The sequence below is a fragment of the Arthrobacter sp. Leaf234 genome (genome assembly GCF_001422665.1).
In the GTDB taxonomy this organism is placed as follows: domain Bacteria; phylum Actinomycetota; class Actinomycetes; order Actinomycetales; family Micrococcaceae; genus Arthrobacter_D.
The window spans coordinates 701,263-716,594 of the sequence record NZ_LMLU01000001.1; the positions used below are offsets into that span (position 1 = coordinate 701,263).

General features: G+C 65.4%; 13 protein-coding genes. 8 read left to right on the forward strand and 5 right to left on the reverse strand.

Annotated features, from left to right (window positions below; translation table 11 throughout):
• Positions 1–261: 261 nt before the first annotated feature.
• Positions 262–1,158 carry an NADP-dependent oxidoreductase gene (locus ASF21_RS03240; protein WP_055769029.1) on the reverse strand — a complete coding sequence of 299 codons (897 nt, stop codon included), beginning with the start codon at positions 1,156–1,158 and terminating at the stop codon, positions 262–264.
• A gap of 52 nt (positions 1,159–1,210) precedes the next feature.
• Complete coding sequence (locus ASF21_RS03245) at positions 1,211–2,089, reverse strand: NmrA/HSCARG family protein (RefSeq protein ID WP_162237503.1); 879 nt, start codon at positions 2,087–2,089, stop codon at positions 1,211–1,213.
• 68 nt (positions 2,090–2,157) lie between these two features.
• Between ASF21_RS03245 and ASF21_RS03250 the strand changes: the two genes are divergently transcribed.
• Entirely contained in the window at positions 2,158–2,664 is a 507-nt protein-coding gene (locus ASF21_RS03250) for a MarR family winged helix-turn-helix transcriptional regulator (RefSeq protein ID WP_055766709.1), read from the forward strand.
• A 47-nt stretch (positions 2,665–2,711) separates the two neighbouring features.
• Here the strand turns inward: ASF21_RS03250 and ASF21_RS03255 are convergent, their stop codons facing one another.
• The 3 genes from ASF21_RS03255 to ASF21_RS03265 form a co-directional block, all read right to left on the reverse strand.
• Positions 2,712–3,095 carry a cupin domain-containing protein gene (locus tag ASF21_RS03255; RefSeq protein ID WP_055769032.1) on the reverse strand — a complete coding sequence of 128 codons (384 nt, stop codon included), beginning with the start codon at positions 3,093–3,095 and terminating at the stop codon, positions 2,712–2,714.
• A gap of 245 nt (positions 3,096–3,340) precedes the next feature.
• Positions 3,341–4,363 (reverse strand): NAD-dependent epimerase/dehydratase family protein, encoded by a 1,023-nt coding sequence (locus ASF21_RS03260; protein WP_235498633.1) that lies wholly within the window; start codon positions 4,361–4,363, stop codon positions 3,341–3,343.
• 200 nt (positions 4,364–4,563) lie between these two features.
• On the reverse strand, positions 4,564–5,649 hold the full coding sequence (locus tag ASF21_RS03265; RefSeq protein ID WP_235498634.1) for a LacI family DNA-binding transcriptional regulator: 1,086 nt from the start codon (positions 5,647–5,649) through the stop codon (positions 4,564–4,566).
• A gap of 51 nt (positions 5,650–5,700) precedes the next feature.
• On the opposite strand from ASF21_RS03265, the gene ASF21_RS03270 reads away from it, so the two are divergent.
• The 7 genes from ASF21_RS03270 (at position 5,701) to ASF21_RS03300 (ending at position 15,282) form a co-directional block, all read left to right on the forward strand.
• On the forward strand, positions 5,701–7,002 hold the full coding sequence (locus ASF21_RS03270; RefSeq protein ID WP_082471197.1) for an ABC transporter substrate-binding protein: 1,302 nt from the start codon (positions 5,701–5,703) through the stop codon (positions 7,000–7,002).
• A gap of 9 nt (positions 7,003–7,011) precedes the next feature.
• The gene (locus ASF21_RS03275; protein WP_235498635.1) at positions 7,012–8,037 is read left to right on the forward strand and encodes a carbohydrate ABC transporter permease; all 1,026 of its coding nucleotides are present in this window, start codon (positions 7,012–7,014) and stop codon (positions 8,035–8,037) included.
• Positions 8,037–8,909 (forward strand): carbohydrate ABC transporter permease, encoded by an 873-nt coding sequence (locus ASF21_RS03280; protein ID WP_055766721.1) that lies wholly within the window; start codon positions 8,037–8,039, stop codon positions 8,907–8,909. Before ASF21_RS03275 ends, ASF21_RS03280 begins: the two co-directional genes overlap by 1 nt.
• A gap of 34 nt (positions 8,910–8,943) precedes the next feature.
• Positions 8,944–11,289 carry a beta-glucosidase family protein gene (locus ASF21_RS03285; protein WP_055769038.1) on the forward strand — a complete coding sequence of 782 codons (2,346 nt, stop codon included), beginning with the start codon at positions 8,944–8,946 and terminating at the stop codon, positions 11,287–11,289.
• Complete coding sequence (locus ASF21_RS03290) at positions 11,286–12,542, forward strand: endo-1,4-beta-xylanase (protein WP_055766724.1); 1,257 nt, start codon at positions 11,286–11,288, stop codon at positions 12,540–12,542. Before ASF21_RS03285 ends, ASF21_RS03290 begins: the two co-directional genes overlap by 4 nt.
• A 312-nt stretch (positions 12,543–12,854) precedes the next feature.
• A complete protein-coding gene (locus ASF21_RS03295; protein WP_055766728.1) occupies positions 12,855–14,360 on the forward strand; it encodes an alpha-N-arabinofuranosidase in 1,506 nt (501 codons plus the stop codon).
• A gap of 172 nt (positions 14,361–14,532) precedes the next feature.
• Positions 14,533–15,282 carry a YfbU family protein gene (locus tag ASF21_RS03300; protein WP_162237504.1) on the forward strand — a complete coding sequence of 250 codons (750 nt, stop codon included), beginning with the start codon at positions 14,533–14,535 and terminating at the stop codon, positions 15,280–15,282.
• The last annotated feature ends 50 nt before the right edge of the window (positions 15,283–15,332 follow it).

Below are 15,332 nucleotides of genomic sequence, written 5' to 3' on the forward strand. Positions count from 1 at the left end.
CACGGAGTGGCTTTCGGGAGGGTCGGTACACCATCCCGCCTGCGCGGAGTCGATGGTGTCGGGCGGAGTCGGCGACGACCCTCGGTGGTGCTTCGGGTACGTCGTCGGGTGCGAGGACACGCGACTTTCCGCCCATGTAAAGCGCAACCCTGCGCCGCCATCCTACCCCGGGAGGTGGAGGGTGCGCAGGATGACGGGGCGCCCACCGGTCGTCCGCTGCCGGCACGGTCCCCCGTGCCGGCAGCGGACGGTCCTGCCCGGTCAGGGGGTGACGACCAGCTTGCCGACGGTGTGACCTCCTGCTGCCTGCCGGTGCGCGTCGGCGATGTCGACGAGGGCGTAGCGTCGTTCCACCCGGAGGGCGAACCCGGGAAGGGCTACCGCCTCGGCGAAGCCGTCCTCGGGCCTCGTGGTGCGCGTGGCGCCGGTGGACACCCGGGCGCCGTGGCCCGGCGCCGAGAAGTCGGCGATCGAGATGACGTCGGTCGGGTGCGGGACGAGGCCGACGAGTTCGGGGATCACCCCGGCGCCGGAGAGGTCGAACGCCCCGTCGACGCCGTGCGGCGCCACCTCGGCCACGCGGTCCACGAGTCCGGCGCCGTAGGCGAGGGGGATGGCACCGAGGCCTGCCAGATACCCGTGGCGGGGTGCACTCGCGGTACCGATGACGGTCAGTCCACGCGCGACGGCGAACTGGACGACCGCCGAGCCCACCCCTCCGGAAGCGCCACTGACGAGGAGGGTCCCCTCCCGCAGGCCCAACTCCGTGAGCAGGCGTCCGGCTGTCTCGGTCGCGACTCCCCAGCCGCCGGCCTCGACCGGGTCGACGCCCCGGGGCACGGTGGCCCACGCGGTCAGGATCGCCTGTTCGGCCATGGTGGCTCGGCCGGTGCCGAAGACGACGTCGCCGACGGCCACGCCGGCGACGCCGGGTCCGAGCGCGGTCACGGTGCCGGCGGCGTCGACCCCGGTGCCGAGCGGGAACGCGGCCGGTCGTCCCTGGGGCATGGAACCTGCCCGGATCTTCGTGTCGAGTTGGTTGACTCCTGCGCCGGCGACCCGGACGAGGATCTCACCGGGTCCCGGAACCGGGACATCGACGTCGGCGATCCGGAGGACCTCCGGCCCGCCGAAGGACGTGAACTGCACTGCTCGCATGATGTGCTCCTGCTGGATGGGGCGACGGGGTGGGGCGTCGGGGTGGGTCTGGTCAGGGTGCAGCGGGGGCGTGACCTGCATCGAGCCAGGCACCGAGCGTCCGGAGGCCGGGATGGAGCTGCCGCACCTGGTCGAGATCCGCCTGGTAGGCGGGGGTCTCCGCGAACCACCGGAACATCGCCTGCAGATCGTCCTGTCCGTCCATCACGCCCAGGGGCAGCGCCTCGTACCGGGCGGGAAGCCCGGCCCTTCCACCGTGGATCGAGGCGATCTGCCCGCCGGTGAGCTCGTCCCCGGCGATCTCGATGGTGGCGGGGAGCGACGCCTGGTCGAGCAGTGCCTGCGCCGCGATGATCCCGACATCGCGGACCGCGATCAGCTGCAGGGGTACATCCGCGGGGATGGGAAGCCGCAGGACGAGGGTGCCGTCCTCGACGGTCGGTGCCATGAATGTGAAGTTCTCCATGAAGAAGACGGGGCGCACGATGGTGGTGTTCAGGCCGAGGCTCGTCAGGTGTTCCTCGACGAGGTACTTGGAGTCGAAGTGGGGCACCCCCGACGACCGGTCTGCGCCGCCGACGGAGTTGAAGACCACGTGCGGAACTCCGGCGGCTGCTGCGGCGTCGGCCAGGGCGATTCCCTGCAGCGTCTCGCCGGCGGTGTCGCCGTCCTGCATGCCGCCCGGGGGGATGGTCATGAACCAGAACGCGTCGACCCCCTCCAGAGCCGCCACCAGGGACGAGGGCTCCTCGACGTCGATCCGGACGAGCTCCGCACCCCGCTCCGCGAGTGCCGCGGCCTTGGCGGAGGCCGTCGAGCGGACCAGCGCCCGGACACGGACCCCGGCCTCGAGCAAAGCGTCGGCGACAGCCCCGCCCTGGCTTCCCGTGGCGGCGAAAACGGCGATGGTCCTGATTCGTTCCTCAGTCATGATTGACTCCTTCATAGTGGGTACCAGACCTAGCATTAGCCGGCTAACTATTATTCCCGAGGAGCAGCATGACGCGTTCGACCAGCACCTCCGTGGACGGCGGCGGTCTCGAGGACGCCTCCATCAGCTCCCTGATACCGACGGTGTCGAAGGCGCATCGGAACCTCGCGGGTTCCCTCCTCGCGGAGGTCGGGCTCGCGGCCGGCCAGCAGTTCGTCCTCATGCTGCTGTGGAAGGCGTCACCCACCTCGCAGGCGGACCTCACGAAGCAGCTGATGATCGAACCGCCCACCGCGGCGAAGATGCTGGCTCGGTTGGAGAAGGCCGGGTTCATCGAGCGCCGGCGCTCGGCAGCGGACGGACGGGTGGTGCTGGTGTCGCTCACCGAGTCCGGTCGCGCCCTGGAGGCGCCGGTCACCTCGATCTGGACGAGGCTGGAGGAGCAGACGACGAGTGACCTGACCCCGGCCGAGCAGGCGCAGCTCCGACATCTCCTCTCCCGGGTCACGCGCTCCCTGACAGCCGATGGTGATCCGGGGCCCCCGGAAGCAGCTGCACGGCAGGCAGCGCGTTGAGGTCGTCCGTCCCGGCCTCCGGGCCGGGACGGACGACGCTGCGGCCCTCAGGCCAGGTGACTCGTCTGGTCGGCGATCGGAACGGAGCCCGCAACCGCGACATCGCCGGTGTGGGAGGTCGTGACCGTCTCGACGAGGACGACGTGCACTTCCTCCTCGGCGACGGGATTGTGCCGGACGCCGCGCGGTACGACGTAGAACTGCCCGGGTGCCAGTTCCACGGTCGCTTGTCCGTCGATCTCGATCCGCAGGTGCCCCGAGACCACGAGGAACATCTCGTCCTCGTGCTCGTGGGCGTGCCAGACGAGTTCCCCGAGGAGCTTGGCCACCTTGATGTACTGATCATTCACCTGCCCCACGACGCGCGGGGTCCAGTGCCTGGTCACCTGTCGGAGTTCGGCGGCGATGTCTGTTCCGGAGAAGTCGGTCATGGCACCAGTGTCCACCAGGGTGCGGATGACGGACGGTGAACCGTGGATGATGCCGCGGGCGATGATCGATGCCCGTCGCACCGAAGCTGCCCGATCGGGGCTTCGGCCTGCCCCAGGGCGGGTGCTGTCCGGGCACGAGATGCCCGCTCCAGGAAGTGCCCGGACATACACCGAGGTCGACGACGTGATCCTCGTATCAGCAATGGAGAGGTTGCCCCGGCGAGGTGCAGGACATCATTCGTCCATCAGAGAGGACGCGGTGCGTAGACGTCGGCGAGCCGATCCATCAGGGCATCCATCCGGGGGTCGACTATTCGGCGTCCCGGGTCCGCGTCATGCCAGGCGATCATCTCTCGAGCGCCCTGGCTGAACGGAATCCTGGCCGCGAATCCGGGGACGAACGAGCGGATTTTCGAGTTGTCGAAAATCATCGTGTGCGATTTGTCGCCCAGTAGACCTGCGCCCCACTCAGGGTCGGCTTCGGCAATGGATTCCGAGGCCACGTGGACCAGGACGGGGTCGGGGACGCCGGCAGCTTCCGCGATCTGGGCATAGATCTGGTTCCACGAAGGGGCCTCCTGGCTGGTGATGTGCACAGCTTCACCGATCGCGTAGGTATTTCCGAGCAGACCGACGAAGCCCCTCGCAAAATCGCGGCTGTGGGTGATCGTCCACAAGGAGGTTCCGTCTCCGGGCACGATGACGGGCCGCCCGGCGCGCATGCGGTCGACAACGGTCCATCCTCCGTCGAACGGGACCAGTGTCTCATCGTAGGTATGAGAGGGTCGCACCATCGTGACGGGAAATCCTTCCGCGCGATAAGCTGCGGTGAGCAGGTCCTCACAGGCAATCTTGTTGCGCGAATACTCCCAGAAGGGATTCCTCAAAGGAGTCGATTCCAGTACGGGCATGTGCGTCGGCGGTGTCTGATAGGCAGAGGCCGAGCTGATGAAGACGTACTGTCGGGTACGTCCGGCGAAGATCTCGATGTCCTGCTTCACCTGCTCGGGAGTGAAATTGACCCAGCTGACCACACAGTCGAAGATGTGACCGGCTGTGGCATCGAGGACCGCCTGCTTGTCCCGGGAGTCGGCGATCACCGTGGTGACGCCCTCGGGAACCGGACGCAGGGTGTTCCTTCCTCGGTTGAGGAGATAGACGTCCATCCCTGCGTCGACTGCCTGTCTCGTGCAGGAGGTGCTGATCACTCCACTCCCGCCGATGAACAATACTTTCAAGCCCTGCATGGTTGTCTCCTGATAATTCATGGAACCCGCCTGTTGTACGGTCCCTGACGATACGCCGCTGAGGGACCGGAATGAGTAAGAGCTGAGCTGCGGTCGACGGAGGCACAGGCTGTCCTGTGCCTCCGTCGACCTCGTTGTTCCCGTCACCATCGACGAAGGGTTCGCTGTCGGGTCATTGAGACGATCCGCTGTCGATCTCGGGTCGTATCAACCCCGTCTCGTCAGCCCGCAATCGGCGCGGCCGTACTGTCACGGACGACGAGCCGCGTTGCGAGGTCCATCCGCGGGATGGTTCTGAGGGTGCTTTCACTCATGCGGATCACGAGCCGCGCGGCTTCCTCAGCCATCGCAGTCAGAGGCTGATGCACGGTCGTGAGCGCAGGGCTGGACCACTGAGCAAGCTGGAGATCGTCGTACCCGACGATCGACAGATCAACGGGCACACGCAGGCCGAGGGTCCTCGCAGCCTCGATGACGCCGAGCGCCTGGAGGTCGCTCCCCGCAAAGATGGCTGTGGGGCGGTCGGGCATCGTCAGGAGTTCACGAGCGATACTGCGGCCACCATCGACCCGGAAGTTACCGAATCGCACGAAGCGGTCATCTATCTCGATGCCGGCGGTGTTCATGGCGGACCGGTATCCGTCGAGGCGGGCAAAGGAGCACATCATGTCGTCGCGACCGGTGATCGCGGCGATCCGGGTGTGGCCCAGTTCGATGAGATGGCGGGTGGCGACGAGGCCGCCGGACCAGTTCGCCGACCCGATCGCGGGGACGTCCGAGGCCGGATCTCCGGCCGGATCGATGATCACGAACGGGATGGCACGCGATTGGAGAGTTGCCTTGGCTTCAGCTGCGAGATCGGCGAAGACGAGCACCACCCCGACGGGGCGCCTGCGGAGCACCCCGGTGAGCCAGGCCGGCGACGGGGAGTGGCGGTCGCCCGACTCCGTGAGGACGACGCTCAAATCGTTGGTACGAGCGACATTTTCGACTCCTCGAATGATCTCCATGGCCCACGCCGTTTCGAGTTCGGGAAAGACGAGCTCGATCAAGGTGTCCCTGTTGGGCAAGCCGGGGCGTCGTTGGTACCCGTGCTTACCGAGAAGATCCTCGACTTTCGTCCTCGTCCGCGCGGACACGTCCGAACGGCCGTTGAGGACCTTGGAGACCGTGGAGAGCGAAACACCGGCCTCCGCAGCCAATTCGTTGAGCTTGACCTTGCGGCCTGAGTCGATCATCGGGATCCAATCCAACCTCTTGCGGCAAACACTTGCGTCACACCCAGCCATCACTGTTACGCTCACCACACACTAGGTGTCTTCGACGAAAATGTCGAAACTTTCGAGAGGTGTTCAAAGATGAACAAGCACAACATGAGGAAGCTGCTGACCGTCGGGGCGGTATCAGCTCTCGCCCTCGGCGGGCTATCGGCGTGTGGATCCGGCGATGGAGCAGCGGAAGACGGTGGCGATGTCACCATGACCTTCTGGCACAACTCGACCACCGGCGCCGGCAAGGCGTACTGGGAGGAAACCGCCGCAGCATTCGAGGAGGCGAACCCGGGTGTCACGATCGAGATCCAGTCGATCCAGAACGAAGAGATGGACGGGAAGCTCCAGACGGCGCTGAACTCCGGCGATGCACCCGACATCTTCATGGCGCGCGGCGGCGGCAAGCTCGCAGATGTCGTCGCGGCCGGGCAGGCCATGGACATCACGGACTCCATCGACGACGCCACCAAAGCCGCTGTGCCCGAGAGCGTGCTGAACGCCTTCGCGGTCGACGGCAAGATCTACGGCATGCCGACAGCCCTGCTGCCCGGTGGCATCTACTACAGCCAGGACCTCCTCACCGAAGCGGGCGTCGAAGGAACACCGACCACCATCGACGAGCTCGGTTCAGCCGTCGACGGTCTCAAGGGCGCGGGCATCGATCCCATCGCGGTCGGCGCGAAGGATGCCTGGCCTGCTGCTCACTGGTACTACTTCTTCGCCGTTCGAGCCTGCTCGCAGGACGCCATCAACACAGCCGCCGACACCATGGAGTTCGATGACCCGTGCTGGCTGGAGGCCGGTGACAACCTGCAGGCATTTGTCGACACGGAGCCGTTCAACAACGGATTCCTCACCACCTCGGCGCAGCAGGGCGCGGGCAGCTCTGCCGGACTCCTCGCCAACAAGAAGGCAGCCATGGAGCTCATGGGAGCGTGGAACCCCGGTGTCATCGCTTCGCTGACTCCTGACGAGAAGCCTCTGCCGGACCTGGGGTGGTTCCCGTTCCCGGAGGTCGACGGCGGCGACGGTGAGCCTGGCGCCATGATGGGCGGTGTCGACGGATTCACCTGCTCCGCGCAGGCACCCCAGGAAGAGTGCACCGCTTTCCTGAACTTCTTCATGCAGCAGGAGCAGCAGGAAGGCTACGCAGCGGCGTTCCAGACGATCCCCGCCAACCAGGACGCCCAGGCGGCTGTCACTGATCCGGCGCTCCAGTCGATCCTCGAGGCGTACAACGAAGCACCGTACGTCACCGTGTGGCTCGACACCCTCTTCGGACAGAACGTCGGAAATGCGCTGAACACGGGCGCCGTCGACATGTTCGCCGGTCAGGGCACCGCCGAGGACATCGTCTCCGGTATGAGCGACGCAGCGGCCAAGGGCTAGCAGCGGATCATGAGTGAACCTGCAGGGGGCGCTCCGTCGATGACGGACCAGCGACCGCCGCGGGACACGGTTGAGGCAGGGGATGGCGCTCATGCGGCGTCCCCTGCCGCACCGCGACCCAGGCGGCGTGCGGCGGATTGGCGCAAGCGCCTCGAGATCATCCTTCTGGCCGGGCCGGCGATCGTCGTCTTCGTCAGCTTCGTCATCTTCCCGGTCGTCCTCGCCGGCTACTACGGTTTCTTCCGCTGGAAGGGCTTCGGGCCGGCCACCGACTTCGTCGGTTTCGAGAACTACCTGATCATTCTCCAGGACAGCGCGTTCCACGATGTGCTGCGCCATAACGGGTTCATCCTGGTACTCTCTTTGGTCATCCAGGGCCCCATTGCGATCGTCCTCGCGCTCTTGCTGAACCAGAAGATCCGCGGCCGCTCGATCATCCGCGTACTCATCTTCGTCCCGTACATCATCTCCGAGGTCATCGTCGGCATCGGCTGGGGTCTCATGTTGCAGACGTCCGGTTCGGTCAACGGGGTGCTCGAGAGCATCGGGTTGGGTGCTTTCCAGAAGGACTGGCTCTCCGATCCGAGTATCGCCATCTGGTCACTGATGGTGATCATCTCGTGGAAGTACATCGGCTTCGCGGTCATCCTCTTCCTCGCCGGATTGCAGAGCATCCCGGACGAGCTCTTCGAGGCAGCCGCGATCGACGGGGCCAGCTACTGGCAGATCCAGCGCACCATCACGCTGCCGCTCCTCGGGCCGACGCTGAGGATCTGGGCATTCCTGTCCATCATCGGCTCGCTCCAGTTGTTCGACCTGGTCTTCATCATCTGGGGCCAGTACGTCGCCTCCACTGCTGGGACCTCGACCATGGCCACCTACATGGTCGCCAACGGACGCACGTCCGGCAACTTCGGCTACGGCAGTGCTGTCGCCGTCGTCATGTTCCTGATCTCCCTCGTCATCGCACTGATCTACCAGCGGTTCGTCCTTTCACGCGACACTGCCGGTGCCCTCACAGAAGGAAAGAAGTGATGGCTGTTCTCGAAGCTCCACCACGCCTGCACAAGAAGCGTCCGCCGAGTGACCGCCAGGAGTGGGGGAGCCCGGCGACCTATTTCATCGCCTTCGTCTTCATCGCACTCTGTCTCGGACCTGTCGTCTACATCATCCTCGGTGGGTTCCGTGACAACTCGCAGATCACCAATTCGCCCGCCGGGTTCCCGGATCCGTGGAATTTCGACAACTATGCGGAGGTGCTCGCGAGCCGGACCTTCTGGCAGCAGGTCGGCAACTCGGCGATTGCCGGGCTCGCTACGACCATCGGTGTGGTGGTGCTCGGCCTGATGGCGAGCTTCGTCCTCGCGCGGTACAGGTTCGCCGGCCGCGGGGCCATGTACTCACTGTTCGCTGCCGGGCTCATGTTCCCGATGACCGTGGCGATCACGCCGCTCTACATCCTCGTCAGGGAACTGGGCCTGATGAACAGCCTCGCCGGCGTGATACTCCCGCAGATCGCCTTCGGCTTGCCGGTGACGATCATCATCCTGGTGCCGTTCCTCAAGGCCATCCCCGATGAGATCGAAGAGGCGGCGTCGATCGACGGGACCAGCCGGCTGGGCTTCTTCTTCCGGATGGTCGTTCCCCTGTCGTTGCCGGGCGTGGTGACGACGGGCATCCTTGCGTTCGTAGCGAGCTGGAACAGCTATCTCCTGCCGCTGTTCATCCTCGGTGACCAGGCGACGTACACCCTGCCGCTCGGCGTCCAGGCGTTCGCGTCGCAGTATTCGGTGGACACGGCGAAGGTTCTCGCCTTCACCTCCCTGTCCATGATTCCGGCACTCATATTCTTCACGCTGTTCGAGCGTCGCATCGTCGGCGGACTTACCGGCGCCGTCAAAGGTTAGGACCCCCTTGAGCACCACGACATCCACGACGACCATGCCGGCATGGCACGACGTGACCGCATCTGCTTCCGACCGCGCCGAAGCACTCCTGACCGAGCTCACGCTCGAGGAGAAGATCGCCCAGTTGTTCGGCGTCTGGGTCGGAGCGTCCACCGAGGGCGGAGACGTTGCACCCCATCAGAACGACATGGACGACGTCATCGACCTCGATGCCCTCCTGCCGAACGGGCTCGGCCAGTTGACTCGGCCATTCGGCTCGGCTCCGGTCGACCCGGCACTCGGAGCGCTGTCCCTCCTCCGCAGCCAGCGTCGGATCGCAGCATCCAACCGGTTCGGCATCCCGGCTGTCGCGCACGAAGAATGCCTCGCCGGCTTCGCCACCTGGGGGGCGACCGCCTATCCGGTGCCCCTCGCCTGGGGGGCCTCGTTCAACCCGGGGCTCATCGAGCGGATGTCGCGCCGCATCGGTTCCGACATGCGCTCGGTCGGCATCCACCAGGGCCTCGCCCCGGTGCTCGACGTCGTGCGGGATGCCCGTTGGGGTCGCGTGGAGGAGACGATCGGGGAGGACCCGTACCTCATCGGCACCATGGGAACGGCGTACGTCCGTGGCCTGGAGTCCGCAGGGATCGTCGCAACGCTCAAGCACTTCGTCGGATACTCGGCGTCGAAGGCCGGCCGCAACCTCGCGCCGGTGTCGGTCGGGCCGCGTGAACTCGCCGATGTCCTGCTCGTCCCGTTCGAGATGGTCATGAGGGAGGGCAAGCCGCGTTCGGTCATGCACTCCTATACCGACATGGACGGTGTGCCATCGGCGGCGGACGAGTCGCTGCTCACCGGAGTCCTGCGCGACGCCTGGGGTTTCGACGGCACGGTCGTGGCCGACTACTTCGGGATCGCCTTCCTGAAAATGCTGCACGGCGTCGCAGGGTCGTGGGGCGAGGCCGCCGCTCTCGCGCTCACTGCGGGCGTTGACGTCGAACTGCCGACCGTGAAGACCTTCGGCGCACCGCTGGCTGAAGCGGTCCGGTCGGGCGAGCTGCCCGAGTCGGTCGTCGATCGCGCGCTCCGGCGCGTGCTGCGCCAGAAGGTCGAACTGGGGCTGCTCGATCCGGACTGGGATGCGACCCCCGAAGCGTTGCGGGACGTCGACGTGGACGACGCGGAAGGCATCCGCGGCACCATCGACCTCGACAACGCCGGCAATCGGGAGATCGCCCGCGAGATCGCCGAGCAATCCATCGTGCTGGTGAGCAATGACGGGACCCTTCCGCTCGCCGCTCCCCGCCGGATCGCCGTCGTCGGGCCGACGACCGACGACCCCTTCGCCGTGCTCGGCTGCTACTCGTTCCCCGCGCATGTCGGCGTGCAGCATCCCGACACGCCCCTCGGCATCGAACTGCCGACACTGTTGGCCAGCCTCCGCATCGAGTTTCCCGACGCTGACATCGAGTACGTGCCAGGCACGACGATCGACGGAGGAGAGACCGCCGGGATCGCAGCAGCCGTGGAGGCTGCAACGCGGGCCGACGTCGTCGTCGTCGCCCTCGGTGACCGGGCCGGGCTTTTCGGCCGCGGTACGAGCGGTGAGGGGTGCGATGTCGAGTCGCTCCGTCTCCCCGGAGCCCAGCAGGACCTTCTCGACGCCGTGCTGGCGACATCGACTCCTGCAGTCGTCACGCTGCTCGCCGGACGACCGTACGCGCTCGGATCCGCTGTCACGGGCGCCGGTGCGATCGTGCAGGCGTTCTTCGCAGGAGAAGAAGGAACCGGAGCACTCGCCGGCATCCTCTCCGGCCGGGTCAATCCGAGCGGACGCCTGCCCGTCAGCATCCCGGCCTCGGAGGGAACGCAACCGTCCACCTATCTGGCCGCTCCCCTTGCGCGCTCCAACGACGTGTCCAGCATCGACCCGACCGCAGCCTTCGCGTTCGGGCACGGGATGGGCTACACGACCTTCGACTGGAGTGCCGGCCAGCACGGACCGAACACGGTCGGAGTCGACGGCACGGCGACCCTCGGCCTCCGTCTCAGCAATACCGGGGACCGCTCCGGGACGGAGACAGTCCAGGTCTACGTCCACGACCCGGTCGCGTCAGTGGTGCGCCCGGTGCAGCGTCTCGTCGGATTCCAGCGCGTCGACCTGGACCCGGGCGAATCCGTCGAACTCTCGGTACACGTCCCCGCAGATGTCACCAGCTTCACCGGCAGGAACGGCCAGCGGGTCGTCGAACCGGGGGAGATCGTCCTTGCTCTCGGGGCATCGAGCACCGATCTGCGGATCACGCACTCGGTGCAGCTCGCCGGTGAAGCCCGCGTCGTCGGCTTCGACCGGGCCTTCCACCCGAGCTTCACCGAGATTGCACGCAGCGCCTCATGAGTGTCGATCACCGCCGGGGAACCATGCAGATCAGGGTGCTGGACGCCGTCGGCGACCCTGTGCGCAACGCACATGTCACCGTGGAACAGCAGAGTCACGAGTTCGCCTTCGGCAACATCGGTTTCGACTTCATCCCGCTGGCCAATGGTGAGACCGCGCAGGACACCGCGGCGGAGCCCGTTCCCGGCGGGGCGCAGCTCGACGGCCTGCCGGAGCTCGGGACGATGTGGCTGGACCTCTTCAACACGGCGACCCTTCCGTTCTACTGGCGGGGATTCGAGCCGACCCGCGGCAGGCCCGACACTCAAAGACTGCTGCGGGCCGCCTCGTGGTTCGCTGGGCACGGCGTGACGGTGAAGGGGCACCCGCTGACCTGGCACACACTCGCGCCCGAGTGGCTCACCGGTCTACCGGTCGCGGAGATCGAGCGGTTGCAACGCGAGAGGATCCGACGCGAGGTCACCAACTTCTCAGGGGTGATCGACACGTGGGACGCCATCAACGAGGTCGTGATCATGCCCGTCTTCACCGCAGAGGACAACGGCATCACCCGGCTCGCGCAGAGCATCGGCCGCGTGCCCATGATTCAGCTCGCGTTCGAGGAAGCTCGCGCCGCCAACCCGTCGGCAACTCTCGTCCTGAATGACTTCGACCTGTCGACGGACTACGAAGCCCTGATCGAGGGCGTGCTCGAAGCAGGGATCGCCGTAGACGCGATCGGCCTGCAGACGCACATGCATCAGGGGTACTGGGGAGAAGAGACCATGCTCGCGATGGTCGACCGGTTCGCCCGCTTCGGGCTGCCCCTCCATCTGACGGAGACCACGTTGCTGTCGGGGGACCTCATGCCACCGGAGATCGTCGACCTCAACGACTATCAGATCCCCTCCTGGCCATCGACACCCGATGGAGAGGCCAGGCAAGCCGATGAGATCGTCCGCCACTATCGTTCGCTCGTGGGTCACCCAGCGGTGCACGCCATCACGTACTGGGGGTTCACCGACGACGGAGCATGGCTCGGCGCACCGGGCGGAATGGTCCGGGCCGACGGCACGCCGAAACCCTCGTTCCATGCACTGCGGTCGCTGATCAAGGACGAATGGTGGCTGCCTCGAACATCGATGCGCACGAATCATGACGGACAGGTGTCGATCGCAGGGTTCTTCGGTGATTACGTGATCACGCGCGACGGGCGGAGCGCCCCCGTCTCGCTCTCCCGGGGGCGTGAGACGGACGCGATCCGATTGTGCTGACTCCGATCGTCGCGCCAACCGGACCGCAACCACCTGCACCCGGCAACTCGTCACACGGCCCGGAACGCGGCCGACCTCGTCATTCCTCGGACCGGTGGTGGGTCCGGGCGATCCTCACACCGCCCCTACGTCCTGCGAGGTGTTGTGCATGAAGGCGATGACGGCGATGGAGGAACGCCTCGCTCAGGATGAGCGATGCCGAGCAGTTCCTTGCTCCACACCAGGGCCAAGGCCCCGGGCATGGCGCCGCTCGGGGGGCCCGGGCTCTGAGGGAAGAGTTTCCTCAGACGTAATGATGGACAGGATCATGTTGTGACCGATGCCCGTATCAGTATTGAACGTTCAGCGATCGTTGCACCCCTGAACCGCAGGATCTTCGGGTCGTTCGTCGAGCACCTCGGCCGGTGTGTGTACGGCGGGATTCACGAGCCTGATCATCCCACCGCCAATGAGGACGGGTTCCGGCTCGACGTGGTCGAGCTCGTCAAGGAGCTCGGATCGACCACCATCCGATACCCGGGTGGCAACTTCGTGTCGGGTTATCGCTGGGAAGACGGTGTGGGACCACGCGATCAACGCCCGGTACGCCGCGACCTTGCCTGGCATGCTCTGGAGTCGAACCACGTAGGAATCGACGAGTTCGCTCGCTGGTGCAAACTCACCGGCTCGGAGTTGATGATGGCGGTGAATCTCGGGACTCGTGGGATCGACAGTGCCCTTGACCTCCTGGAGTACGCCAACCATCCAGCAGGAACGGCACTGAGCGACCAACGCATCGCCAACGGCGCTGTGGAGCCCTACGACATACGCATGTGGTGTCTGGGAAACGAGATGGACGGACCGTGGCAGACCGGATACATGAGCGCCGACGCTTACGGCCAGATCGCTGCCCGGACCGCACAGGCCATGAAAGCGGCGGACAAGACCCTGGAACTCGTGGCCTGTGGATCCTCCGGGTCCTCGATGCAAACCTTTGGCGACTGGGAGCGCATCGTGCTCGAACACGCCTATGAACATGTGGACTACATCTCCTGTCACGCGTACTACCAGGAGCGCGGTGGTGACCTCGATTCCTACCTCGCCTCGTCCTTGGACATGGAGTACTTCATCCGAGCCGTCGTCGCCGCCGCTGACCACGTCAAACACAAGGTGCGCAGCGACAAGACCATCAACCTGTCCTTCGACGAGTGGAATATCTGGTACCTCGACGAGCATCAAGCGTCCGGACAGGTCGATGACCAGTGGACCTATGCGCCCCGCCAGCTCGAGGACGTGTACTCCGTCGCTGACGCCGTCGTGCTCGGCAACCTCCTGATCACCCTGCTCAAGAACCACGACAGAGTCACCTCTGCATCGCTGGCACAACTCGTCAACGTCATCGCGCCGATCAGGACCGAGCCAGGTGGTGCTGCATGGCGTCAGAGTACGTTCTTCCCTTTCTCGGTCACGGCACGCCTGGCCCGAGGCCAGATCCTTCGCCCGATCATCGAGGTGGCCACCTACGAGACTTCCGTCTACGGCCCTGCCCCTCTCGTCGACGCCGTTGCAACAATCGATGGGGAGGCCGGCTCGTCTGCAGTGTTCCTCGTGAACCGCAGTCGAACCGAATCGATCGACGTCTCGATCGACGTCTCCGATCTGGGAGCCACCACGATCACCGAGGCACTCACCCTGCACGATGACGACGTCTACGCGAAGAACACGTTCGAGGACCAGAACCGGGTCGGCCTCACACCACTCGGGAGCGTCGCTCTCAGCGAAGGGACGCTCACCCTGATCCTTCCGCCTGTGTCCTGGTCAGCCATCAGCCTCAGGTAGCTCTCCGGTCCTGGCGCTCACCACGTCAGGGATGCCGTGTGACAAAGGCCTGAGTCCCGGATTCGAGGCTGGATGCACCGGCACACATATTCGTACGAAGGATCTACCCCTCATGACTCACGTCAGTGCCGACCGACCCGCGCAAGGGTATCTGCCCCGAGAGGAGGCCTGCATGGTCACCACCGTCACGATACGACTCGACGATGAACTGCGAGATCGAATTGCAGAAGCAGCGCGGCTGCACGATGTGACGCTCAGTCGTTACATTCGGGACCGACTCGCCGAGAATATGCAGTTCGAAGTACGAGAGGGCGCAGTGCGTGAGGGGTCGGACCTGGACGTCGACAACCCTGATCTATCACCCTTCGAGCGCAGGATGCTCGTTCAGGCGCACCGGTTGATTCTGGCAGCGAAGGGAGACCTCGGAGAGGCCTACTACAACAAGGACGATGAGGTCCAAGCGATCCAGATTCTGGAGAGCGGATTCGTCGGGGACTATCCGGCGGAGTTCGCCGGGATAGTCACTCCGATGTCTCACCCGGAATGTGAGCTCGTCTGGGACATCTTCGACATGTTCCGGGTCATCGGAGCCAGTGCCAGAGCCCTCGACGGGGGGTGGCAGCACCTCGGGGTGGACGAGCGCTACGGCACGTTCCGTGGTTTCGACGGAAACCATCCACTCGAGAGTCGCATGCTCGGCTACGCCAGATACCTCGTGAAGCACGACCGATGGACCGAACAAGCTGCTGTGGTCCTGGCGGAGGGCGGCGTCTCGCCTACCGAGATGCTGCCGACCTACAGATCCATGCTGCGGGCCTTCAAACCTCTCTGGAGCCAGGTAGTGAGAGACGGCACGCGCTGGCACTTGTCAGAAGAGCAGATCAGGCAGGTCCTGGAGACCGTACCGGATGAGCGGGGTTGATGGATGGATGGCGACATCGCGGACGTGAGCATCCCGAGCGCGGATCCGGA

Excerpts from the sequence above, each read along its gene's own strand:
- ASF21_RS03240 (WP_055769029.1), bottom strand. The coding sequence starts at position 1,158 with ATGCGAGCAGTGCAGTTCACGTCCTTCGGCGGGCCGGAGGTCCTCCGG.
- ASF21_RS03245 (WP_162237503.1), bottom strand. The coding sequence starts at position 2,089 with ATGACTGAGGAACGAATCAGGACCATCGCCGTTTTCGCCGCCACGGGA.
- ASF21_RS03250 (WP_055766709.1), top strand. The coding sequence starts at position 2,158 with ATGACGCGTTCGACCAGCACCTCCGTGGACGGCGGCGGTCTCGAGGAC.
- ASF21_RS03255 (WP_055769032.1), bottom strand. The coding sequence starts at position 3,095 with ATGACCGACTTCTCCGGAACAGACATCGCCGCCGAACTCCGACAGGTG.
- ASF21_RS03260 (WP_235498633.1), bottom strand. The coding sequence starts at position 4,363 with ATGAATTATCAGGAGACAACCATGCAGGGCTTGAAAGTATTGTTCATC.
- ASF21_RS03270 (WP_082471197.1), top strand. The coding sequence starts at position 5,701 with ATGAACAAGCACAACATGAGGAAGCTGCTGACCGTCGGGGCGGTATCA.
- ASF21_RS03275 (WP_235498635.1), top strand. The coding sequence starts at position 7,012 with ATGAGTGAACCTGCAGGGGGCGCTCCGTCGATGACGGACCAGCGACCG.
- ASF21_RS03280 (WP_055766721.1), top strand. The coding sequence starts at position 8,037 with ATGGCTGTTCTCGAAGCTCCACCACGCCTGCACAAGAAGCGTCCGCCG.
- ASF21_RS03285 (WP_055769038.1), top strand. The coding sequence starts at position 8,944 with ATGCCGGCATGGCACGACGTGACCGCATCTGCTTCCGACCGCGCCGAA.
- ASF21_RS03290 (WP_055766724.1), top strand. The coding sequence starts at position 11,286 with ATGAGTGTCGATCACCGCCGGGGAACCATGCAGATCAGGGTGCTGGAC.
- ASF21_RS03300 (WP_162237504.1), top strand. The coding sequence starts at position 14,533 with ATGGTCACCACCGTCACGATACGACTCGACGATGAACTGCGAGATCGA.